The following is a 25578-nucleotide window of genomic DNA, read 5'->3' as shown; positions in this document are numbered from 1 at the left end:
AAATAAAAACAATTCAAAATGAAAAAAATAAGTCTTTTAGTATTGAGTTTACTGCTTTTGGCCGGTACTTCGGCTTGTGAAAGCGAACTTGATGTAGTGCCTCAGGGAGCGCCTTCAAGCGGAAATTTCTGGAAAACCCCAGCAGATGCAAAAGCAGGAGTAAATGCCATTTATGCTTTGTATTCGGACGATAATATGTACGGTCGTGGTTTCTTCTGGCTGAACAATGCCAGTGATGACATTGGAACAAAACCAAGACAAAACGCAGAACGTATCAAAAACTTTATTGTTGATGGATCAGAATCAGATACCAAAGATATCTGGAGAATTCACTACGAAATTATGAAACGATGCAACGACGTAATTCGTAACGTTCCTAATATTGCTTTGGATGAGAAAACGAGAAACGGAATGTTGGGTGAAGCCTATTTTAATCATGCGGTAATGCATTTAGAATTAGCGTATCATTATGGAGATGATCGTGCCGGAATTCCAATTCAAGACAGAGAAAATCCAACCAATGTCTACGTGCCTCGTGCTAAAAACGTAGCCGAAAATTACGCATACATTGCTGCCGATTTAATCAAAGCGGCTGATTTATTGCCATATTTTAACGAAATGACTTCTGACAATTACGGACGCGCACACAAAACTGCTGCTTGGGCATATTTGGTTCGTACGTATTTGTATGCAAAAGACTGGGACAACGCTATAAAATATGCGAATATGATTGTAGCAAGCGGCAAACACAAACTGCTTGATAATTTTGAAGATGTATTTAAAATCAGCAACAACTGGTCTTCAGAGTACATTTGGTCAGTAACTTCAAGTGCCGAAAATACTTCTTTAGGTTCTATTTTTCCAGGAGTTTGTTTAGAAGATAAAGGATGGGGAGTTTACAACGGATGGGGAAATTTCTATCCAACAAAAGAATTATTCGATACGTATGCTCCAAATGATAAAAGACGCAGCGCTACGATTTTACAAAAAGGAGATAAGTTTGTGTATTTTGGAGAAGAAGTAACTTTTAACGAAGGAAATCATGTAGTAAGTTCAAGTAACAGAACCGGTTATCAGTTTAAGAAATACATGGAACCATTCAGTTATCCAAAAACAACATCTGGCGGAGTAGATATTCGTTATGTAAATGCAAATGGAGATAAACCTTCAACAGCTTTAAACGTACCGCTTTTACGTTATGCAGATGTTATTTTAATGCTGGCAGAAGCGAAATTAATGAAAGGTCAAAATGCCGATACAGAAATCAATATGATCCGTCACCGTGCAGGTCTTGCAGATATTTCGGGAGCTACAATGGTTGATTTAAAAAGAGAAAGACGCTGCGAATTAGCAGGCGAATGGACAGATCGTCATTTTGATTTAGTTCGCTGGGGAGATGCGAAGGAAGCATATGCAAAACCATTGCACCATTATAACGGAACCGTAATTTATCCGGCTCGTAATTTTAATCCTGCTGTACACCACGTTTGGCCAATACCACCAGATGAAATCGCAGTGAGCAAAGGCGCCTTGTTTCAAAATCAAGGCTGGTAATCAGTAGTTTCATTTTGTTTGTTTAGTTTTTTTTACTTCGCAGGCTTAGTACCAAAGCCTGCTGCGGTAAAAAACAAATAAACAGAGTTATAGTATTTCATAAACCAGTCTTTTTTAAGGACTGGTTTGTGTATAAAAAATTAAATCAGTTTTCATAAAGTTACCTACGGCTTTATGAAATAAAATCTATTTTCGATGAAAAAAATAATCACCCTTTTCTGCCTCTCTTTTTTCTTTGCTGTACAAGCACAAGAATACAGTTCATCAAACATTCATTCACATAACGATTACGAAAGCAAACTACCTTTTTATGGTGCGTATTCAAATGAAACGGGTGTTATCGAAGCCGATGTTTTTTTAGTAAACAACGAATTATTTGTAGCGCATACTTCAAAAGAAATTACAGCCCATAATACCCTTAAAAGTATGTATTTGGAACCACTTTCTTCTAAACTAAAAACGTTGGAAGGAAAAGCATATCCAAGTAATAAACCTTTGATTTTGATGATCGACATCAAGTCGGATGCTGATACAACGTTAAAAGCCATTACGCAGCAATTAAAAACATTTCCAGATATTATTTCGAATAAAAATATAAAAGTGGTTATTTCTGGAAACCGACCTGTTGCAACACTTTGGGCAACATACCCGGATTTCATTTATTTTGATGGAAGATTAACCGAAAATTACACATCAGATCAATTAGCACGAGTTGAAATGATTAGTGAAGATGTAAAAGAAATCACGGTTTGGAATGGAAAAGGTGTTCTAACCCAGCCAGATTCTGAAAAAATTCAAGCAATCATTAAAAAAGTACACGATCAGAATAAAAAAATCAGATTCTGGGCAACACAGGACAATGTCAATACCTATATGACTTTAATGAATTTAAAAGTCGATTTTATAGGAACAGATAAAGTAGCTGAATTGGCGCAGTTCATCAACAATATCAAAACGACATTCTACCAGAATACGGAATTTCACCAAGCGTATATTCCTAAAAATAACTTCAAAAACAAACGTCCGAAAAATGTAATTCTCCTTATTGGCGACGGAATGGGATTAACTCAAATCTATTCAGGTTATACTGCGAATAAAGGACAATTGAGTTTGTTTAATATTCCAACACAAGGATTTTCGATTACCAAAGCATCAGACAGTTACATTACCGATTCGGCTGCGGGCGCTACGGCTATGGCAACAGGACATAAAACCAATAATCGTTTTATAAGCGTTGACACGCAGGGAAAACCGCTGGAATTAATCACACAGCAATTGGCTAAGAAAAATTATAAGACGGCAATTATTTCTGCTGGAAATATTACAGATGCAACACCAGCTGCTTTTTACGCGCATCAGCCAGAAAGAAGTTTAAGCGAACCAATTGCCAATGATTTTCTTTCAAATCCTTCTGATATCTTAATTGGAGGCGGACAAAAAGAATTTATGTCAAGAAAAGACGGTAAAGATTTAGCAAAAACATTAATTGAAAAAGGGTACACATTTTCAGATAAATTTGCGAGTTTGGACACGATCAAAAACAACCGATTTGTAGTTTTAGAAGACGCTGCAGTAGTTTCAATGAAAAATGGGAGAGGAGACTTTCTAACCAAATCGTTCTCTAAAACAGTCAACACTTTTTCGAAAACAAAAAATCCGTTTTTCATCATGGCCGAAGGAGCGCAAATTGATTACGGCGGACACCAGACAAACGTAGAATACGTAGTTCGCGAAATGCTGGATTTTGACAAATTAGTAGGAGAGGCAATGGCTTTTGTAGACCAAAACCCTGGAACACTTTTAATTGTAACTGCAGATCACGAAACAGGCGGACTTTCATTAATCGACGGAAGTATCGAAAAAGGCTACGTGCACGGAAGTTTCAGCACCAACGATCATACAGCAGTTCCGGTTCCGGTTTTTGCATATGGTCCGGGATCTCAGAATTTCTCAGGCGTTTACCAAAACACTGAAATCTATTCTAAAATTATGGAATTGGTTTCTAAAAAGTAATTTTTTGATTTCTAAAATAAAATTCAAAACCTCTGCATGATCTACAGAGGTTTTTTATTTACCAATATAGAAATAGATAGTTTAGAACAATTTATAAATTATGATTTTGAATTAATTATACTTTTATAGATTACCATCATAAATTTATTGGTTTGACTAATTTTTTTTCGATTTATAAAATAAAAAACAGCCCTAAGGCTGTCTTAATTTTTATGCGATATCACTACAAATATCTGATTTTCTGTAAATGTTAGAGGCAATGATTAACCGCCCATCTGATATATTACCCGATTTGGATATTGAAGCGTTAAGAAGATACATGCTAGGCAAACAATTCTATACATTCCAGCTTAAATACAAAGTCATATTTTACTTTTCTTTCCATAAAAAATGCCCCAAATAACGTCTAAATTTTTGGGTCATTTTCATTATGGAATGGCTTTTATAATAGTGGAACAATAGTTCATATAAAGCTAAAGCCGTTTTGAACTATTATTTTCACGATAATAATTTGGAAATAATTTTGCGACCGTAAATCGAGCAAAAAAAGTTTCATCTTTTACAAGTCTTCTAGTAATTTCTTTAATCTTTATTGGCTTATTACTAATTGAATCACAAAGTATGTAATTATCAGTATTGAAATTATAGTAACAAATAAAACCTACGTTTTCTAAAAAATAACTATCAAAACCTTTATGATTACTTTGTTCCTCTGAAAAATGGTAAATTTTGAAACTCTCTAATCCTATCTTATATGTTTTATGGTTTATCAGTGTCGTTTCTTTATTAATGAAAGGAGCGAAAGATTTATTGTTGTAATTAGTCGCTAGAGTTATTGAATCTTTAAAATTATGTGTCAATGTTTTTTTATTCAAAATATATCTATAAATACCTTTCTCATTATCATAAGCTTGTCTAAAACTCAAAACTTTTTCATGATTTTTAAATACATTAATTGAATCAAATAAATTTAACTCTTTGGATTCTACAGTAAAAACATTCTTTTCAATCAAGATGTTTTTATTATTGTAAAGGTTGAAGTAAAATATACTTCTTTTTTCTAATTTCGGCTCGTTGCAACTTATTAGCAAAATAACTGATAACGTAAATATTATTTTCTTTCTCATTTTTTTGTTTTAATATTTCCTCCATTGTATTTCCAAACCATTTTATCAGTTGTCCAGATGTATAGAATCTTCCAAAAGTTGAATTGACTTCTTTAATTCCGTTTACTCCATCAGTAGGCCAACTTGTATTGTTACCATTGTTATACAAAACTTGTGAATGTTGCCAATGACTTTCATAACCTTTAGGTTTATACAAAATGTTACTACTATCCTTTCTGCGCTGCAGCGTTTTAAAGATATGTAATGTTTCCTGCTGTGGCAAAAGTTATTTTGGTTGGCATGTTTAAATGATTGTAGGCAATAGCTGTGATATTTTATTATTGTCTCTGGTTATATTACCATTAGCATCATAGCTGTAATCATCTACCCCGTGCTGGCTGCACTGTCTACAAAAACAACAATTGAATAATTATATATTTGTTAAAAACTAACAACTCTAAAAACCAAAAGCCATTCCATACTGGAATGGCTTTGCTTTGATTGTGTTCACGAGCGCAACGCTCGCGCTGGCAGTGGATGTTCTCTGCGGGCACGGTTTACAAAACTGCGCTATCGCTGTCGATATATCTGCGTGATCGGGTTATTCACCAAATAATACCCCAGTATATTAAAGTTTTATCTTTTTTACTACATGCTATTCCTTTTGAATATCCATTTTGCCATTCAGGTGGCATTTGTAAATTAGGAAGCAAATTGAAATTTTCAAAGCGATTTCCTGATTTAGCATCTAATACATAAATATTAAAACTCTCATCTAGCTTTAAGCCTCTTCCATCTGTAAGATTATAAACCTTAAAATTTGGTACTGGATATTTCATTTTATAGCAGTCTCTATTTACTAATAGAGAATCTAATATTTCAACCTTTTTCCTATTTTCGTATGTATTTTTTGTTTCAAATCTATTAATTAAAAAAAGACACGAATCTTGGTATGTATATTTTGCAACAAAGTAATATTTATTTATTATTGAATCAATTTTTAATGAATCTACATCATTCTCATACAACATGAAACAAATATCATTTTTAGATTTATTTTTATTGTTGATAATTGTATATGGATATGCAACAAGTTTATTTGGAAAATGAGAAGTTAAAATTTTGTCAAATTCACCCTTACTCTTAATATATTCGTTAATATCTTCTTTACTTATTACTTGACCATTACAACTTGCAAACATAATGGGAATAAATAACAATCTTAAAAAGATTATTTTTTTCATAATTAATTAATTTAAGTTATTTAAATTTCTAATAGTATAATCCATATGGTCTGTAAAAAGACCATACAAAATTTTGAATGCGTCTCCTACAATAGAATTTGTAGAGCCTGCCGATGATGGTTCTTTTTTACCATGAGGTGTCGTAAGAGTATAGGTGCTAGTTTCAATAGTATTGAATGTTCCTTTGTATGTAGTTGTTGATACATCCGTCTTTTTATTCAATTCATCAGATAGCGCGGATTTGCAATCCGTGCCCATCCCAAATTTAACAAGTCTAATAGTAAAATTCCATCCATTTATAAAAACCAAAACTACAACTTTTTACGGTTGCGGTTTATATTCTTTGTGGGCACGGATTGCAAATCCGCGCGATCGTTGTCGATATATCTGCGCGATCGGGTTTTGCCTCTGCTGATATTTGGTCTGATTATATTTCTCGCAATGCAGACAATTCTTTTCAATAATGTCGTGGCTGATATTTCCAGTATTCTTGCAGTGCTTCTTATTCCTAATCCCTCTTTGGTTAATTGAACAATCTTTTCATTAATATCTAATTTGTAAGCTTGATTTGTATAATATTCTATAAAACGGTGAGAGCACATTTTACAATAGTACTGCTGTTTATTATTTTTTGTTCTCCCATTTTTAATAACCTTCTGCTCTTTACATTTTGAACAATTCATACCATCACTAACTTTGGAACATTATGTCGCATTTTTATTCATTTTAGCTCATTTAAGGCAATATTAAAACAAAAAAGATGAGCAGTAATGCTCATCTTTAAATTATTTATTTCTAAAATTTATTCAATTTCAAAAGGTTAGAGTTCCAAAATCTCATATCACTAACTTTGAAACACTACCCAAAAAAGATGAGCATTACTGCTCATCTTTAAATTATTTATTTCTAAAATTTATTCAATTTCTAAAGGTTAGAATTTCAAAATCTCATATCACTAACTTTGAAACACTACCGAATGGCTTTAAACTTTTATAAAACAAAAATTGTTCTAATAAAAATTAGCTTTGATATAAAACCTTACGTTCCAGTACTCTCCATTCTCCTTTCTCTTTGACAAGAAAAACAATATATGTCGTACCAAATCGCTGAACTGACTCTGATAAAATCAAAATAGCTTTATCATTATAAATTTTCAAATTTTCAATATCAATTCTACCAGCAAATTTGATTTTTTTATCAATCTGATTTTCATTAAAATAAATTCGATACTTCCCAATTTTTTTAGGAAAATTTGAGTCTAAAAAATATTCTGAATTAGTTCCATGTTCTAACACACTTTGAAATGTTGATTTTAACTGCTTATTATCTTCAAAAAAACCTGTGGTAATTTCATCTATTTTTTTGTTATAGTCAATCTTCTGACTAAAATGAAGAGCCAATTCAGAAAATTTAATAGTATCTTTTTCTAGTGGTACAAATGTTCCCGTGTCATACGGTAATGTGTCTACAATTTTTAAGAAATTTTCTTCTATAAATTGCTGTTCTAATTTAACTTTATTAGTACAAGACAAAAATACAATGATTAATAAAGAAAAAATACTCTTTCTATTTAATATATTTTTTTTCATATCAAATTTAATATTTAAAATTCCAATCATAAGTTTTATACATCTCATTCATATTTTTTGGAGTTGTTGTATTTCCAAATACTCTATACTCCCATTGCCAACCTTTTTCTACCTTTTCTTTTCCTCCATCCATATTATTTGCCAATCTACCAGCATGGACAACTTCATGTAATACCGTAACAGCAACAAAAAACGACCAAGCTTGAATCTGTTCGTTAGTTTTAGCTTTTTCTAAATTGTTCGAATCTACAATTTCTAGTCTTATATCTTTTGAACTCATAGTAATTCCGTCAGGTAAACGCTTGTCCCAAGTTAAACTTTCAATTCCTAAAATAACATTTCCTTGCTTATATTTCAGTTGCTGCAGGACTTCCATTGTTGACCAGCCTGAATAGTCTGACAAAGTCTCTAAAACACTAGGATGGTTTTTAACATATCCATATAATTGTTCAAGTACCTTAGTAGTTCTAGGTCTATTTTTAAAATCATTGCCTCTTGGATGAATGTCGTTGGTATTACTTTCAACGTCTGAACTCGCGCTTTCTGATTCAGCAGTGTCTTCTGATGATTGTGACTTTCCAGTTACACTTGCTAGTGCTGTTTCAAAAGATACTTCCTTTCCTTTATCATTTTCATATTTACCTGTATTCCAATTATAATGTTCACCGTCCATTCCACTTGGGTCAGCCCAATAAATAGGATTATTATCATATGCACTATAAGGAGATTTATCATAATGAACAATAGGGTCATGCACTACCCATCTTGCAATTGCTGGGTCATATTGTCTCATATCCATATCATACATATTGAGCCCCAGCTCATCTTGGAGCTCCTTTCCATTGTATTTATACTTATTCTCAACGCCGGTTTTAACCATATTATATCCTTCCTGTTTCAGCCCGAAAGGGTAGAAATTACTTTCTTCTTTAATGGCAAGTGTTTTGTCATAGCTTATACGCACACTGCCGAGATGATCTTTGTACTGGTAAATATATTTATAGGCCCCAGAAACAGGTTCAACGTAACCCTCAGCAGTTGGAAAAAATTTCAATGAACTATTATCATACTGGTAACCTCCCAGATAATCAGTGGTTGTAACACTTGCCGGCGAAGTAACCGTTACAATCTTCTGCACTTTCTGCCCTGCAGCATTGTAAATATATACAATGTTTCCTGCTGTGGCAAAAGTTATTTTGGCTGGCAGGTTTAAGTGGTTGTAGGTTATGGTGGTAATATTTTTGTTATTGTCTCTGGTCATATTGCCATTAGCATCGTAGCTGTACTGGTCTGCCGTGTTGGTCTGGGCAATCTGGGTGGTGAAACCAAAATAGTTATTTCCTTCCTCTTTTATTCTTGTCAGCTGGTTTCCATTGTAATAATAAAACATATAATCCATCCATTCCAGATTGGCCTGAGCGACCACATCACCTGAACGGTGCAGGAAGGTGATGTTTCCATTTTTGTCATACTGGACTTTTTCAAAATAGCTTGAATTCTGGGCAGTGGCAGTATTGTTTCTAAAATCAGCATTTACAAGTCTGTTCAGCTTATCGTAAGTATAATTATAATTTCTGGTTACACTCTCTGAAGCGGAAGTTTTCCAATGAGTCTGGCTGATATTTCCGTTATATAACGCAGTTCCTCCGGATGTTGGATTGTTATAGTTAATCTTAAAAGCAAATAGATCTTTCGGGTCTCCGGTTTTAGAAAGCGTGTTTATATCATTTACGGCTGTCAGCCATCCGCGGATGTTATAGGTGTAATCCACTTTCTGGGCTGGTGCTGCAGCTGTATTTCCCACTTTTTTAGAAACCAGCTGCCCTAATTCATCATAAGTATTAGCCGCAATTAATTCAACAGTGCCTCCATTTATCTGATGGGTCTGTGTAAGTAAACGGTCCTGGGCAGAGTAGGTGAAAACATCTTTAGTGGTCAGTTCTGCATCAGTGCTTAATCTTTTATGTCTGGTGATGCTGTATTCGGTTTTCCCAGAAAAATCCAGTTTACTGTCGGTATACATGTAGCCTCCCAGATGGTTTGCGGTGTATGCTCTTACCGGTCTTGCTTTAGCATCATACAGCGTATATGAAGATTCATTTCTATATAGCGTGCTGGTTTCCAGAATACGTGTCCAGCTTCCTGTGGCAAGTCCTTTAGGTTTTACGGTATTGTTGTAATAAACAGGCTGTGTTTCAACTGTGGCAGGAATCACCGGAGTATTTGGATAATCATAATCGTCATAATAATTAACTGTGAGCACATGATATCCGGATGTAGGCCAGTACAGATTGCTGTACCTGAAACTTACTCCCGTAGCCGGAGGCATTACTGTAGCCGCAGCAGTTTTAGTCTCGCTTGGGTTTGTGGTTACGGCATTCTGTGCATCCTGCCATGCTTTCCGGTCTGCAGTTGTAACAGTTCCCGGCATCCATGCTGTTAGTATAGGACGGTTTATGATATCATATTTGGTTACTGTCCATCCAGCAGTAGTTAAATCCGAGAACGGAGAATTGGCAGGTCCTGCAGCCACAGGTCTGTCAAGTTTGTCATACACTATAAATTCCCACTGTTTTCCAGGCAGTTTTTTCTCGGCCAGACGGTTGCGGTAATCGTATTTGTACTGGTAGCACAAATCGTTTAAAACTGTTGCTGTAATAGCTGCATCTGCTTTCGGCGGAATTACATAGGTAAGGTTTCCGTACAGATCATAGACATAATAAGTGTCGTGTTTCACTCCGGCATCATAGGTCCTTTTTAAAACGACCTGTCCTTCTTTGTTTTTAAATTCCACTGTCGATCCATTTGTTTCAGAAGGGACAGCAGCAGTGTTTTCGTCATAAGTGACTGTTTTGCTGAGCTGTGATGGAGCATAATAAACATTTCCGGCCGCATTTCCTAAAGAAATCTCATATAGTCCCGTGGAAGTATTCCATGCTGTAACAGCTGTAAAATTCTTTACTTCATTGGCTGTATTGGTCTGGTAGTCCATTTTTATTTCATGTCCCAAGCCTGATCTCCAGTCATTTCCCGGAGCAGCCTGCTTCAGGACACGGTTAAGGGGAGAGGCTTCGAGCTCCTTACGGCTGAAAGGATAATTGGTGGCTTCCAGAGCCGGATTTCCGTTTAGCGAAGCATTTGGAGTGCTGTAATAAGACATCAGTTTAGTTTTAGCCGAGGCATCAAAAGCCATTCCGGTTGTTTCGGCTTTAAAAGGAAGGTATTCTTCAGGCTGTCTTCCGAAGCTGTCGTATTCGATATGTGTTACAATGTCTTTTCCTGCAGCAGACTGCTGTCCTGCAATTTTCTGCACAGGTCTTCCCAGTCCGTCGAAGTAAGTGACAGTCTGTGCAGCCTGTAAAATAGTTGGTGCAGTGATTTTAACAGCACTGGCTGTTTTATAGGTAACTGTTTTAATATAATTTTCGGTCTGTGTCTGGCTTTTTACCAATATAGGAAAGAAAACCAAAAGGAGTTTTAGTATGTTTTTCATATTGCTTCTGGTTTTACGGCTTGTAATTGTACTGGTTTTCTGTAAGCAGGTTTCCGTCTTTGTCTTTTACGGTTTCAAGTCTGTTAAAACTGTCATAGGTATAAGTAGTTTTCTCTCCTTTAGGATCTGTCACGGTGCTTATGCCAACAAGCGGTTTGTAGGTGTAAGTGGTCACCATGGCATTAGGAAATGCGGCTCTCAGGGCATTTAAATCGGTGATGAGAGCAGCCTCTGTACCGCTGTCAGATTTGGTCTGCAGATTGGCTGAGTAAGACGAAACCGCACTGTAAAGAGCGTTTTCAATTTTGGCAATAGGCTGTGTCTGTCCGTAGCCCCAGATCACTGAAACGGGGGTGCCGTTTTCAAGGGTGTACTGGATAATATTCCCGGCAGCATCATACTGGTCGAAAGTGATTTTTTTCTCTAGCTGTCCGATTGAAGATGCGGCTATATTGGGCAGTGCATTCGGGAATTTAGCGGCATAAACCGTTTTAGGCAGCAGCAAATTACCTGTCGAAGTGCTTCGGTCATAAATAGTAAGCTGTTCGGATAATTTTGTTCCGGCTTTAAAACTTTGCGTGTCCAGAGGAGTACCCACCATATTGGCTGTTATAAGCTGGCTTACAAATGGTTTTGAAGACATTTCAGGATCTTTGGCATAGAAAAACTTTTTCTCTATAGTTTCTGCATTAGAACTTGTGCTTACCTGTGAGGTCATCTGTTTATGGTTGGGGCTGCTGTAATTGTAGTTTGTTGTTGTTGTGAAAGGATTCTGCCCATTCAAATCATAAATGGTCGATATTTTTTTTGATAAATAATGACGCTGGCTTCTTGTTTGATAAATATTGAAATTATAATAATAATCGGTTATTGGTGTTGATGTTGATGAACTAGGATTTGTAATAATTTGATACAATCTTGAAGTGTAATTATTTGCCACAAAATCATATGATTCATCATGGGTGAAAATTGATTCTTCTTGTGCCAGATAAATATAATTATTGCCGTTTTTTCTAAAAGTAATATTTTTGTATTCGGTTCCGCCTAGAAAACCATTCGAATAAGGTGTTCCTCTGATATATTCGTCGCAAATTCCCACTGAAGGTTCATCAGATCTTGTTATGAAATAATGTATAGTACCTCCGTTTTCAAAATCTTCTCCAAAACTTTCAATAACGCTGCCATAGTTAAAATTCGGTCCATCAAATGAATTTAAGGGAACTTTTGAATTAGAAAACATGGTATAGGTCTGCCTAGCACTAGATATAAAAAGGTCTGTGTTACCAACAGAATCAGGATTTCCTACTGCAAATGTACCTGAACTACAGTTCAGGCAATCCTGTGTTCCATAATAGTATTTTTTGATATTTACATTTCCCTTATTGTCATAATCTAAGGTTTTCTTTACTCGTACCCCGGCTACTGGATCATTCACTTTAGCAGTATAAGGCTGGGTTAAGGTATAAGTAACTGAACCATATATATTAAGACATGCTCGTATTGAAGTAACTCTTAAAAAGTAGTTTCCAGCACCAATACTGGCATCTATTGTTGGATTATTATCGGAACGCAAGGTAGCTACTATCTGATTATTAGCCTGATTAATTAAAGATACAGTCGCGTATGGATTCCAATGTGTTGGATAAGATTCTTCAGTACAGATTCCGGTCCCAATATACATTAATTCCGCTTCTCCGTATAAAGTAACAGTTTGTGCATAAGGAATGTTAAAGACAGGTGAATCAATAGATTTAGCCGTTGTGGCGGCTTCCTGACCTATAGAATAAACAGTTTTAGGAGGATAAAATGTTTTGTCAATATACACTGAATTAGGTTCGTAGACAAACTCTGTTTTACCTTTAGTTGGGTAAGTAATACTTTTCAACATCCCATATCCTACTACATCGGCATTAGGGCTTCTATCTGCTGTACCTGCATCTTTAAAAACCTTATAAAAATTGCTTAAAGGTGAAAGATTATTGTAAAGCATGTTTTTATTGTTTCTTGCATTATAATACCCATAAATATCTTTAGAATAAGAATTTCTAGGAGGCAATCCTTCAGGAGTGTAATACTCAAAACTATATTTTGTAAAATTTATAGTTTCTATATTATTATATTCTTTTATGTCCTTTAAAAAAAATCTTTTCTTATCAGTTTTAGTAAATGAATTTAATCCATCAGAATTAGTATTAGGTAAAATCGTATAATAGCTGAATTCATAAGATTTGAAAAGAGTATTTAATCCAGAGTAAATTTTAATTTTTTTTAATTGTTTTGATTCTTGATAATTAAAATTAGTTTCCAGATCAAAATATTCAAATGTTATTTTTTTATCATTTAATTCAATCGATTCCAAAAAGTAAGAGGTGTGTCGTTCAATCGAATTACATGGAGTAGCTATACTAGCAGTTGACGGTAAAGCAGTACCAATAACCATTGAACTTCCTTTTTGTTGATAATTAGTAGATGTAAATAGTTGTGATGTGTATTTAAAATAAGCCTCCTGGCCTAAGGCTGTTTTTATTTTAGTTAATAAATAAGCCGTTTCACTAGAGCTTGGATCTGGTAGGCCGCAATAATTGACATTGCTGGAACTTTCTCTGGCTGATCCTTCTCCAAAATAATATTCAGTACCGTCAATAGAAGTTATCTTAAAAGTGCGAACGTTTTCCCCTGATGAATTAGGTACGAAAAACATTTCGATTTTATTATCAGAAACATTCAATTCTCGAAAAGAGCTTCCATCAAGAATAAATTTTCCTGAAATTCCTGGTGCACTATAACTAAAAATATCTTTTTGAGGTGGGTGTGCATTTAATGCAATAGCAGAAAGATCAGAAGGAATACAAAGCCTTAGTTCGTCAGGAGTTGACCAAGCAACTTTAAAATCGTCATCACCATTTACTTGTCTGCTTATAACTCCGCCTGCAATTAAATCCCAATCAATCCCTAATTGTTTTGAGACAGCATCAATCTTTACTCCATTTGAACTGTAGCTCAGAGAAATTGGAATTGAAATCCCATTTTCTTTTAACGTGTAAAGATCTAGATTTACATTAGGTGATCCAGTAGACATTCCTACCGGAATATTACCATAATTTCCTAAACCAGCTGCTGCTGGAGATGGTGGAATAAAGTTTGGAGCAAATTTATCTGATTCATCAGAGTTTTGCGCCTTTGTGGCTGAGGAAAAAAGAATCATCAATAAGATTATAAGTCTCTGAGATATTTTTTCAAAATGGAAAAGGTTCATTTTTTTAGATTGAAATTGGTTCGCAAATCTAAACGATTAGATGTTCAGATTTTTACGGGATTCCACATTAATACTGAACCTATTGAAATATTGTAAAAAAAATAAAATTAATGAGTTTTATCTGTTTGTTAATCAGTTGTTTTGTTTGGTGTAAAGAAAAAATATTTTGAAAAAATTACAAGAAAAATTAAATAAGCATAGTTTTTTATCTCATAAAATGATAAGAAATTAAAATTAGTAATCGCTAATTAAAAAGAAATTAACTTATCAAAATTCCAATGGATATAAATTGCTTTAATTTCTTTTTGATTAATTACAAAAAAGTATTTACAAACTTTTTACCTTCATATCCATTTTAATTTCTGTGCCAGCGTACAAGCTTCGGTGGTATTATTAACTTTCATTTTTTCGAGGATATTTTGTCTGTGTCGGCTGACTGTGTTAATGCTGATGAAAAGAAGAGAAGCAATTTCTTTACTTTGTTTACCTTTTTGGAGCATTTTTAAAATCTCTTTTTCTCTGTTGGAAAGAAAAGTATTGTTTTCGGTTTCAATTTGATTGATGATATTTCCGTCAGCTGTATTTACAATTGCGCCTTCATAATTTAAAGCTTGCAGGAAATCAAAATTGTAGAGGCACAAAGCGAGTTCTATATTTTCGTGCTCAGGATTTGAAAAATAATACATTTTGTGCAGGAGTGATTTATCGGCATTTTTGTCAATAAGCCGCAAACGGCTTATTACACAATAATCATGGCGTTCATCAATTGGAATGGTTTTAATAAACTGAAAGAACTTGAGTTCTAAAACATATTTTTGAAGCACATCATCGGGATTTAATTTGTTAAACAATTCTTCTTCCCAGATGGTTTCTATTTCCTGCATTTGTTTTGATTGAAAAATGGCCAGTTCGTTGGCAATTTTTCCAGAGTACACATAACTTTTATTATGGTACAGGTCGCTCAAAACAGCAATTCCGTTTTCTAGTTCGGCAAAATTTTGAGCAATTTGCTGACATTTTTTCAATTGCACATCACTTTCTGAATTACCTGAAATAGGCTGTTGTAACAATTGTATATTCAAATCATTTTTGATATTCTTCATTCAAAAAAATGGTTATTTATAAGTATTGTCTTCTGCGTATATAGAAAATATATTTGTGTGAAATTTTAGACGGAAATATAATAATTAAAATGGGATTTAAACTAATTCTGAAATTCTTATTTTTTGTATTCGACTTATTATCAATTTACTTCAGCTAAATTGATCTTAAAGTTGTTGAATTAACCAAAACTATAACCTTTATGAAACAACTTCTGATTATTCTTTTTTCTGCCGGTATTTTTTCGGTTTCGGCACAAAATGCTTCTCTTATAAAAAGACTTGATGGCAGTACGATTTCTGCGGATAGTCTTACCAATGCGATAAAAACCTTTATGAGTAAAGGCAATGTAAAAGGAATTGGAATAACCGTTTTCAATTCTAAGAAACCGGTTTTTATGAAAACATTCGGTTACAGCAATGTTGAAAAACAAAAAGAATTACAAACCAATACTAATTTATACGGTGCCTCTTTAAGTAAAGCCGTTTTTGCTGTTTTAGTATTGAAACTGGTTGAAGAAGGCGTTATAACTTTAGATAAACCGCTTCAAAGTTATCTGCCAAAACCTATTTATGAATACGAACACAAAGTATGGCATGAAGATTTTACAGAATTAAAATCAGATCCGAGATATACAAAAATCACAGCCCGTATGTGTTTGGATCATACAACTGGTTTTCCAAACTGGCGCTGGTTTGAATCGGATGAAAAATTACGCATTAAATTTGAACCGGGAACAAGATACAGTTATTCGGGAGAAGGACTTACGTATCTTCAGGTGGTGTTAGAAAAAATTACCGGAAAACCTCTGGAAGAACTGGCTCAGGAAAAAGTATTTAAGCCTCTTGGAATGACGAATTCTAGTTATAAATGGCAGGATAAATTTGAAAAAGATTATGCGTACGGCTACGAACATGATAATTCGCTTCAGGAAAAAGACAAAGACAATGCGCCAAGAGGAGCAGGAACACTTGAAACGACTTTAGAAGATTACAGTAAATTTCTTTCGGCTTTGCTGAGTAAAAAACTTCTAAAAGAAAAATCATATAAAGAAATGTTTAGTCCGCAGATTAGAATTCATTCCAGAACACAATTTGGTCCGGGTGCGGTTGAAGACGGAAATTGGAACGATAACATTCAGCTTTCGTATGGTTTAGGATGGGGAATACTGCAGTCGCCATACGGAATTGGCGCTTTTAAAGAAGGGCAGGGTTCGGGTTTTCAAAACTACGGAATTATTTTCCCTGAAAAAGGAATCGGAATGCTCATTATGTCTAATAGTTATAACACAGACAGTATTATAAAATATCTATTAGAAACGGGAATAAAAGATACTTTCACACCATGGCAGTGGGATCAATATATTCCGTATGATAAAAAATAGTTAATCCTGTTTAAATTCTTTTAGAGACCCATCATCATTAAATTGTATCGAATACCTTTCGCGGCTTCCGTGTATGCTTGTTGGATACCATTTTATCTGATTTTTCCAAATCGAAATGTACACGCTTGTTAAAGGCTCTGCACCTTCGATTTCGCTTGCTTTTTGATTATAGATTTCGGCAACTTTTGAAGCATTTACAAAGTTTATTTTAGAAAGCGGAACCAATCGGCCTTTAATATCGTCATGCACTGATAACTGAACCGGTCTTGGTTCCGACCATTTACCGTCTTTGTATTCGTACGTATCAACGTATTTTGGATTTTTTGGATGCTGTAATAATACATTTATGCTCCTGTAATTATAAAAATATACCGTAGAGTAAACAAATATTTCTTTTCCGGCATACTGTGGTAATTTTTTTAATTCTTCCTCCGCTTTTTGCAAAATTTCTGGATGCTCTAAAAGAACTATTTTTTCGTTTGCTGTAGTTTCAGAATTTGAAGTTTCGAATTTTTGTTCTTGTACTAATTCATGTTCTTTTTCGACAACAGTATCATTAGGTTTAAAAGTTTCATTTATACTTTGTTTTATCTGCTGACAGCTTACAAGTATCGAACAAATAATCGTTGCAATAATCAGTTTTTTCATTATTAAAGAGTATTTAAATCTGAGGTAAAGGCAATTTGGCTTGGATTTTCCGGTAAATAAAAGATAGAAATGTATTCCTGTTTCGTAATATCTAGATCAAGCAGTCCCACTACTTTTTTCAAACTGCTGCGATGCAGCTGATTGTGAGTATCTGTATATTCCAACTCAAATCGCATCATAGGTTGTTCGTTAATGTACGTTCCGGTCTGGCTTACCTTGATTAATTTGGCTGAAGTTTTAATTCCTTTAAATTTAATTACTAGTGAATCATCGCTTAACCCCGTTATTTTTCTAAATATAAAGCCTACAAGTATACGATAAAACAATAATATGGCTGGACAGAGAATGAGCGGATGCCAGAAAGCTAGAAATCGCCAGCCCATACCGTAACTTTCTGTTCGGTATGAAAAAATGTAATACGCTATAACTGCAATAGAAAGAATAACAAAACCTAATATTCTTAAAGCAAAACTTCTAAAATTTATAGAAGCTTCAGATGAAGCAATCATCATATAAGGCGGCTGGTTCATATCCCGATCTAATAAGATATTCAGTTTATTGCCACTTTCAAAACGTTTTGCCAGCGGTTTTAGATCGGTTATAGTCGTTTTGTGTGTGATTTCAGAATCAGATAAATTTTTGAAACACAATTCAAGTTCGTATGTGTTGTAAACTGAAGTTGCTTTTGAAATTTTCTGAGCATTTAAAATTTTAGATTCTCGAAGTACTCCATGCGCTTTTATTTTTGCCATATTTTTTCTGGTAATAAAAAGCTGTAGAATCCATTTTCTAAAATAACCAACTAAAAGAATAACCCACAGTACTATAGAGAGAGCAAGATAAGCTAAAGCCAGATAAGGATTTCCGTCTTTTAAAGCATCAATATCAGATTCGCTTTTAATGTTGTAATACAAAAACATGGGAAACGGAATAGCAAAAAAGAGCATGTAAAGTGCCCAAAAGGTTAAGGCAAGATTTTTTTTCATTGCTTACAAGATTTTGGGTTAGATAAAATAATTTTTGGCATGTATTTTCATTTGAAATCTAAAAAACGCTTATGAATTTATAAGGTTTTTCTACAGATGGTATCATTCAAATTTAAGGAAATAAGAATTGTATCACAAAATTTTTTTGTTATGAAATAGATATTAAACCATTCTTAAAAGAAAAAATGCACAATATTCAATGTTGTTTTCTTAAAGTGAGAAAACCGTAATTGTACAAAATAGTTATTGTTTTTATAAAGATAGTTCTACCTTTGCGACAGATTTTGGTCTGTTTTTTTTCAATTTTTAAGAAAAACAGTTAAAAGGGAATCAGGTGTAAATCCTGAACAGACCCGCTACTGTAAGTTCTATTAAGTCTTTAAACGTTACTTATGCCATTGTTCGCTGCCGCGGATGAGAAGGCTGTTTTAAAGATGGAACAAGTCAGGAGACCTGCCATAATCACATAAGTTTAAAACTTTCGAGGAATAAAGTTGAAGACAATAACTGCACCGGCTATTTTGTAGCGGGTCTTTTTTCGTATTGTTGTTTGGTTACGTTCCCGAAATTAATTTTTAAAATTAATAGGTAATGCGTCGTATCCAGCAAACTCGTTTATTTTCTTTTCAAGCAATAATGCTGAACATACATCATGTGAATATTTCTCGTGATAATTTTCCAATTATTCAGTTGCAGATTTTTTCCTAAATCTGTTGAATCAGTTATGTTCTATCAAATAAAATCTCAAATCTGCTTTTCACATTTCACATCTTCCTTAAAAAAACAATGAATTCAACTAAAATTCTAAAAGCCACATTTTTATTTCTTTTTCTATTTGGAATAACAGCCTGCCAAACCGATAAAGATGAAGAAACCGAATCGATAGTAGTATTAAAACAATCATATACAATTGATCGATTTAAAGTACTCAACATTGCTCTTGATTTATCTGCTGATGCCAAAATAAAATGGCGTATTAATGATTCTGTAATTTCAAATACAGCGCAACTGGATTTTATCAGTCCGTATTTAAAAAGTTATCCTTTGTTTTTAGAAGTAGAAAAAAATGGCGTATTGAAGATTTATGAATCTAAAATTAATGTCATTAAAGAAGCAGGAACATATAGTAAATACATTTCGAACGTATTTGATTTTCGTCCAGCAGTGGGGCAGTTTACCAATGAAATTCCGCAGTATGCAGCTGGAAACACAGAAGCTCAAGTGATTGCTTTGGCCAAAAAATCTTTGGTAGGTTCTAATACCACAATGATTTCTTTAGGTGGTTTTGGCGGTTATGTTGTGTTTGGTTTCGATCATACAATTCCCAATTTGAAAGGAAATGATTTTAAAGTTTTAGGAAATGCATTTTGGGGAAATGAAGCCAATGAAGCTCGTTCAGGATCATGTGAACCCGGAATTATTCTAGTCGCTTACGACAAAAATAAAAACGGAAAACCTGATGAAGACGAATGGTACGAAATAGCAGGAAGTGAATATTTTAAAAACACTACACTTAAAAACTACAGCATAACCTATTTTAAACCGGACGAATCTAAAACCGGAGTAGCAGGAAATGAATTCTGGCAGACTGATGTTGAATACATTAAATGGCAGGACAATTTGGGAAATTCAGGCTATAAGACCAAAAACAATTTTCATATTCAAAGTTATTATCCGCTTTGGATTTCAGACGCATCTTACACGCTCAAAGGAACCCGAATGGAGAATAACTTTTATGACCAAAGCGGCACCGGAAATTATTGGGTCGGTAAATCATTTGAATTTGGTTATGCCGACAATGCGCCCAATAATGATGACGCTTCTAGCATTGACATTTCATGGGCTGTTGATAAAAACGGAAACTACGTAAAACTTCCAGGAATTGATTTCATTAAAGTTTATACAGGAATTAATCAGGAAGCGGGCTGGCTTGGAGAAGTTTCGACAGAAGTAGCCGGCGCTTATGATTTATACTTTGACTAAATAAAATTTTTAACCTAAATACAAATTATGAAGAAAAACTACTTTTTAATACTGTTGTTATTTTTTGCACTCTTTTCGAATGCTCAGATTACCGTTCAGGGCGTGCCAAGAAGCGACATAAAACAAAAAATAACAACACAAAAGCAATCCAAAAAAGCAGCCGGTACCATCACTTTTGATGATATAAAATACTGGGTGGGAACAGGAAGCAACAAAGCCGCTTTTGTCGTACAATGGAATGATGATAAAAATTCTGATGCTTTAGTATGGGGATTTAAATGGGATGGCGATGCAACAGGAGAAGATATGCTAAAAGCCATTGCAAAAGCAGATCACCGTTTTTTTACGTTGCTGTATCAAGGAACACAATTTGGTTCTGCTATTGGAGGATTTGGTTTTGACCTGAATGGAAAAAACACGAACGGACTTTATAAAGATGAAAATGTAACCTATCCGTATTATCCTGTAAGTGGTATTGTAAACACAACTGCTTACGATTTTGATCAATACACACCAATAGATGCAGAAGATCACTGGCAGTCTGGCTGGATGTCAAAAGGATATTGGTCGTATTGGGTAAAAGATGACATCGATAGCGATTTTGGGTACTCGGGTTTGGGAGCGTCTAGTCGTGCTTTACAAAATGGTTCTTGGGATGTTTGGAATTTCAATCCAGAATTTAATACCATTGATATTTCAACAGAATTTACTCCTGTTGATCCTTATGTAAATGTGGTAGATTTTACAAAAGGCTATTTTGTAGTAAACGAAGAATGGTTTGGACACACGAATGGTTCTGTAAATTTTGTAGACAATGAAGGAAATATCAATTATCGTGTTTACAGCGCAGCCAACAGCAATCAGGCTTTTGGCGCTACAACACAATACGGAACTATTTATGGCGATAAATTCTATTTCATTTCAAAACAAGCTGCCGATGGCGGTGATAGTCAATATACTCCAGGCGGAAGATTGGTAGTTGCCGATGCTTTAACAATGAAAAAAATCGCTGCTTTTGATAATATCGGTGGAGGAGACGGACGCTCGTTTATTGGTGTAGATGAAAATACAGGCTACATTGGCGCTTCAAACGGAATTTTTGCATTTGATATTGCGAATATGAAAGTAGGCGATATGATAACAGGAACTGGCGGAGGAAGTCAGTATGCTGGACAAATAGGGAATATGATTCGTACCTCAAAATATGTATTTGCAGTAAAACAAAACGCAGGAGTTTTAATCATCGATCCAAAAAATAATACGGTAATTAAAACTATTTCAGGTGCATTTCATTCTATTGCACAAGCAAAAGACGGGAGTGTCTGGGCGATTCAAAACCAGAAATTGGTAAACATCAACGCAGTAAATTTTGATGTAACCGAATATGCCATTCCAACTACTAAATATTTAGGTTCGTGGGGAGCATGGAATGCAGGAAGTTTTACCTACAGCAATAAAGAAAATGCGTTATACTGGATTAACTCAATCAATAGTTTCAATTCGGGAACACAAATTGTAAAATTTGATGCAGCATCCAAAACTTTCAATGAAAACTTTGCGGTAATTCCTGGACAGACTGATACTTATAAGCAAATTCCGTATGGAGCGGCCTTGCGTATTGATCCAGTTTCTGATGAATTGATTCTGAATACTACTGAAAGCGGTTATGGCGCTCATTACCAGAAAAACTGGATACATACTTTTAGTAATTCTGGAACGTTAATCAGCACCAAAACATTAAATGATTATTACTGGTTTCCAGCCATAACGGTTTTCCCAGATAATGCTTTGCCGGTTTTAAGTACAGATTTAGCATCTGAAGTTTCCTTAAGCAACAATTTGGTAATTGATTTAAAAACGGTAGTTTCGGATCAAGATAATCTAAGTGCGGCGATTGTAAAAAAGGTAAAATCAATTAGTAATACAGAAATTGTTGCAGCAGAAATTAATGCAGATGACGAATTGGTTCTAACTCCAAAAGCTTCAGGAAATGCAGCAGTTGTAATTAGTTTTAATTCGAATGGTAAAATAATCGAAAAAACGATAACCGTTACCACTAGCACTTTAGGAACAGATCAGTTTGAAAGAATACAAGTGGCAATTTATCCAAATCCCGTTTCCGATTATTTGAACATTAAAACTCAAGATGAATTAAAAGGCATAATAATATACGACGTTGCTGGAAGAGCAGTAAATACAGTAATAAACAACAACCAAGTCGATGTGAGTGTTTTTGCAAAAGGCTTGTACATCATTACTATCAGCACAGATAAAGGGAATTTTACCCATAAATTTATCAAGAATTAAATTTGTTTTTATTTCAAAAGAAACCCCTTTGTTGACTTTGGCAAAGGGGTTTTTAATTATATTTGATAGAAATTAATTTTTAGCAGCACAAGTTCTGCTCTTAAAATAAATTATAACATGAAAGCATTACTAATTGGCGCAACAGGTTCTACTGGACACGATTTAACAGATCAGCTTCTTGATGATAGTAATTATACCGAAGTGGTACTTTTTGTAAGACGTTCAACAGGAAAATCTCATCCTAAATTGAAAGAATATATTGTTGACTTTTCAAAACCCAAATCTTTTTCAGATATAATTACGGGAGATATTCTCTTTTCATGTCTCGGCACCACATTAAAAACCGCTGGATCAAAAGAAAACCAATGGAAAATCGACTTTGATATTCCTGTAGCATTTGCTGAAATTGCCAGAAAAAATGAAGTTGGATCTTTTGTTTTGGTTTCCTCTTATGGAGCTTCGGCAAAAAGCAGTGTTTTTTATTCTAAAATGAAAGGCGAATTAGAAGATTATATTGCCAAACTTGATTTCCGTCAATATATCATTTTCAGACCTGGTCCGCTAATTCGAAAAGACACAGATCGTTTGGGAGAAAAAATAGCCGTAAAAGTTATTAAAGTCTTGAATGCATTGGGTTTGTTTAAGAATATAAAACCTATTTCGACTTACTTTTTAGCCCAAAAATTAAGAAAAGCTCCAAAAGAACTTCCACTCGGAATCACAATATTAGAACTCGATCGTATTCTTAAATTTTAGTTTTTACTTCCTAATACTCTTTACAATAGTTAAAAAAAGAAGTTCTGGAAATCTTCAACAGAGGTTAAAGAATCACCGCAGAGTACAATTACTCTAGGGTTTTATACCAAATTGTCTTACCTTTATGCACTTTACTTTTATATTAAAATGAATAAAGATTTTCCAATTCCAGATAACGAACTGCAGCGTTTAGCCGCACTAAAACGCTACAATATATTAGACACGCTTCCGGATAATGCTTTTGATGATGCCACAAAGCTTGTTTCATATATTTGTGGAGTTCCCATTGCTCATATTTCATTTATAGATGAAAATAGACAATGGTTTAAATCTGAAATTGGTATTGGCATATCTGAAGTGCCTAGAGAAATAACATTCTGCCGTTATACCATTTTAGACACTGAAATGGTTGAAATAAATGACACACATTTAAACGAACGCTTTAAAGACGATCCCAATGTAACAGGAGGTTTCAACGTACGTTTTTATGCTGGAGTACCACTGACGACTCCCGATGGTTATAACATTGGAACTTTGTGTGCTGTCGATCATATAGTCAAAAAACTCGATGAAAATCAAAAAAATGCCCTTTCGATTGTTGCTAAACACGTAATCGCACAATTAGAATTGTCGACCAAAAATATTGAACTGAAAGAACAGCGAAAAATTGCCGAAAAAGCCGTTTTGGCGCGTGATAGTTTTTTGGCCAATATGAGCCATGAAATCAGAACGCCTTTAAATGCAATTATTGGTTTTACAGATCTTCTTGCGCAGACAGAGTTAGATGAAATGCAACGTGATTATATTGAAAGTGTGCAGATTGCAGGCGAAAATCTGCTTTTGATTGTAAATGATATTTTGGATCTTTCTAAAATCGAATCTGGAAATCTCGCCATTGAATCAGAACCTTTTAATATCAAGAAAACCCTAAAACACGTTTACAATCTGTTGAAAGTGAAAGTGCAGAATGATGTGGAATTTGATCTTTTTTTAGATGCCGATCTGCCGGATATGATTATTGGCGATCAAGGAAGACTTAACCAGATATTGGTGAATTTGATAGGCAACTCACTAAAATTTACTTCAGAAGGTGCAGTCACTGTTTCGGTCAAAAAAACAGAAGAAACAGATGATACCTATTCACTTAAATTTTCAGTTAAAGATACTGGAATAGGAATACCCAAAAATAAACTGAAAACCATTTTTGAACGTTTTACACAAGGCGAAGAAAGTACTACGCGAACTTTTGGCGGAACAGGTCTTGGATTAAGCATTGTAAAACAGCTTATTGAACTTCAAAAATCTGAAATTCATGTAAAAAGCGAATTAAACCGTGGTTCTGAATTTTATTTTACACTGACTTATAAAAAAAATACAACGGTATCACTTTCATTAAAATCAACATCACAAAATGATTTAGGAAAACTGAAAATACTTTTGTGTGAGGATAATATTTTAAACCAAAAACTAGCAAAAAGCGTAATTAATAATTTTGGTTTCGATCTAGATATTGCTAATAATGGAGAAGAAGGTATTGAATTATTATCTAAAAATACATATGATTTAGTTTTAATGGATTTGCAGATGCCTGTGAAAGATGGTTATCAGACCACAGAATTCATCAGAAATGAACTAAAATCGACAATTCCTATTGTTGCCATGACCGCACATTCATTGGTTGGAGAACAGGAACGTTGTTACAAAGTAGGAATGAATGCTTATGTACCAAAACCATTTAAGCAGGCAGTACTTTTAAAAGCCATAAAAACAGTAATGGATACAGATGCTGTACTAACTAAAAAACGTACTGTCGATTTATCATTCTTAGAGGAAATGGCCTGCGGCGATGAAAATTTTAAGAAAGACATGATTGAAATCTTTCTAGAAAAAATTCCAGAACAAGACGCTGAGCTTCAAGAAGCTTTTAAAAACGAAGATCATGAAACAGTCAAAAAAGTGGCACACAATATGAAATCCAGTTTGGACATATTCCTGTTGGAAGATCTTAGCAACTGTGCGGCTATTCTCGAACAAGAAGCATCAGCTGGAATATTCACCACAGAAAGTATAGACAAAATTGAAATTCTGCATTGTGGGATAATAGAAGTCGTAAAAGTTTTAAAAGAGTTATATTAGAGAGAATTTACACAATAGTTTT

Annotated in this window: 17 protein-coding genes, 1 pseudogene and 1 riboswitch; of the genes and pseudogenes, 7 read left to right on the top strand and 11 right to left on the bottom strand. The window is 34.3% G+C overall.

The window, feature by feature from the left end:
- The first annotated feature begins 18 nt into the window (after nt 1–18).
- Both J0383_RS00545 and J0383_RS00540 read left to right on the top strand, forming a co-directional pair.
- Nucleotides 19–1554, top strand: a complete 1536-nt coding sequence (locus J0383_RS00545) for a RagB/SusD family nutrient uptake outer membrane protein (RefSeq protein WP_207296511.1) — start codon at nt 19–21, stop codon at nt 1552–1554.
- A gap of 195 nt (nt 1555–1749) precedes the next feature.
- Entirely contained in the window at nt 1750–3567 is a 1818-nt protein-coding gene (locus tag J0383_RS00540) for an alkaline phosphatase (protein WP_207296510.1), read from the top strand.
- Between the two features lie 473 nt (nt 3568–4040).
- Here the strand turns inward: J0383_RS00540 and J0383_RS00535 are convergent, their stop codons facing one another.
- The 9 genes and pseudogenes from J0383_RS00535 to J0383_RS00495 form a co-directional block, all read right to left on the bottom strand.
- Nucleotides 4041–4580 (bottom strand): hypothetical protein, encoded by a 540-nt coding sequence (locus J0383_RS00535; RefSeq protein ID WP_207296509.1) that lies wholly within the window; start codon nt 4578–4580, stop codon nt 4041–4043.
- A 10-nt stretch (nt 4581–4590) separates the two neighbouring features.
- Nucleotides 4591–4956 carry a hypothetical protein gene (locus J0383_RS00530; protein ID WP_207296508.1) on the bottom strand — a complete coding sequence of 122 codons (366 nt, stop codon included), beginning with the start codon at nt 4954–4956 and terminating at the stop codon, nt 4591–4593.
- Nucleotides 4957–5278: 322 nt separating this feature from the next.
- On the bottom strand, nt 5279–5917 hold the full coding sequence (locus J0383_RS00525; RefSeq protein ID WP_207296507.1) for a hypothetical protein: 639 nt from the start codon (nt 5915–5917) through the stop codon (nt 5279–5281).
- A gap of 6 nt (nt 5918–5923) precedes the next feature.
- Nucleotides 5924–6175, bottom strand: a complete 252-nt coding sequence (locus tag J0383_RS00520; RefSeq protein WP_207296506.1) for a hypothetical protein — start codon at nt 6173–6175, stop codon at nt 5924–5926.
- 140 nt (nt 6176–6315) lie between these two features.
- Nucleotides 6316–6600, bottom strand: a pseudogene (locus J0383_RS00515) (IS1/IS1595 family N-terminal zinc-binding domain-containing protein); the annotation flags it as partial.
- Between the two features lie 336 nt (nt 6601–6936).
- Entirely contained in the window at nt 6937–7506 is a 570-nt protein-coding gene (locus J0383_RS00510) for a hypothetical protein (RefSeq protein WP_207296505.1), read from the bottom strand.
- Nucleotides 7507–7513: 7 nt separating this feature from the next.
- Nucleotides 7514–10999, bottom strand: coding sequence for a DUF6443 domain-containing protein (locus J0383_RS00505; RefSeq protein WP_239023200.1), 3486 nt, complete (start codon nt 10997–10999; stop codon nt 7514–7516).
- Between the two features lie 13 nt (nt 11000–11012).
- Nucleotides 11013–14204 (bottom strand): RHS repeat protein, encoded by a 3192-nt coding sequence (locus J0383_RS00500; protein WP_239023199.1) that lies wholly within the window; start codon nt 14202–14204, stop codon nt 11013–11015.
- A 395-nt stretch (nt 14205–14599) separates the two neighbouring features.
- Nucleotides 14600–15358: a response regulator transcription factor gene (locus J0383_RS00495; protein WP_207296503.1), complete on the bottom strand. Its 759-nt coding sequence runs from the start codon at nt 15356–15358 to the stop codon at nt 14600–14602.
- 200 nt (nt 15359–15558) lie between these two features.
- Here J0383_RS00495 and J0383_RS00490 point away from each other — a divergent pair, with 200 nt between their 5' ends.
- Complete coding sequence (locus J0383_RS00490; protein WP_207296502.1) at nt 15559–16740, top strand: serine hydrolase domain-containing protein; 1182 nt, start codon at nt 15559–15561, stop codon at nt 16738–16740.
- Here the strand turns inward: J0383_RS00490 and J0383_RS00485 are convergent, their stop codons facing one another.
- The gene (locus J0383_RS00485; protein ID WP_207296501.1) at nt 16741–17388 is read right to left on the bottom strand and encodes a hypothetical protein; all 648 of its coding nucleotides are present in this window, start codon (nt 17386–17388) and stop codon (nt 16741–16743) included.
- Nucleotides 17389–17390: 2 nt separating this feature from the next.
- Nucleotides 17391–18374, bottom strand: a complete 984-nt coding sequence (locus J0383_RS00480; RefSeq protein WP_207296500.1) for a hypothetical protein — start codon at nt 18372–18374, stop codon at nt 17391–17393.
- 268 nt (nt 18375–18642) lie between these two features.
- Nucleotides 18643–18849, top strand: a riboswitch (cobalamin riboswitch).
- A gap of 311 nt (nt 18850–19160) precedes the next feature.
- On the opposite strand from J0383_RS00480, the gene J0383_RS00475 reads away from it, so the two are divergent.
- From J0383_RS00475 to J0383_RS00460, 4 genes are all read left to right on the top strand, one after another.
- Nucleotides 19161–20357, top strand: a complete 1197-nt coding sequence (locus J0383_RS00475) for a cell surface protein (RefSeq protein WP_207296499.1) — start codon at nt 19161–19163, stop codon at nt 20355–20357.
- A gap of 27 nt (nt 20358–20384) precedes the next feature.
- Nucleotides 20385–22664, top strand: coding sequence for a T9SS type A sorting domain-containing protein (locus tag J0383_RS00470; RefSeq protein ID WP_207296498.1), 2280 nt, complete (start codon nt 20385–20387; stop codon nt 22662–22664).
- A 117-nt stretch (nt 22665–22781) separates the two neighbouring features.
- Complete coding sequence (locus J0383_RS00465; RefSeq protein ID WP_207296497.1) at nt 22782–23420, top strand: NAD(P)H-binding protein; 639 nt, start codon at nt 22782–22784, stop codon at nt 23418–23420.
- A 147-nt stretch (nt 23421–23567) separates the two neighbouring features.
- Nucleotides 23568–25556 carry a GAF domain-containing hybrid sensor histidine kinase/response regulator gene (locus tag J0383_RS00460; protein WP_207296496.1) on the top strand — a complete coding sequence of 663 codons (1989 nt, stop codon included), beginning with the start codon at nt 23568–23570 and terminating at the stop codon, nt 25554–25556.
- Nucleotides 25557–25578: the final 22 nt, after the last annotated feature.

The sequence above is a fragment of the Flavobacterium endoglycinae genome, from assembly GCF_017352115.1.
GTDB lineage: Bacteria > Bacteroidota > Bacteroidia > Flavobacteriales > Flavobacteriaceae > Flavobacterium > Flavobacterium endoglycinae.
The sequence above is the reverse complement of the archived record's forward strand: the minus strand, read 5'-3'. Positions and strand labels throughout refer to the sequence as shown.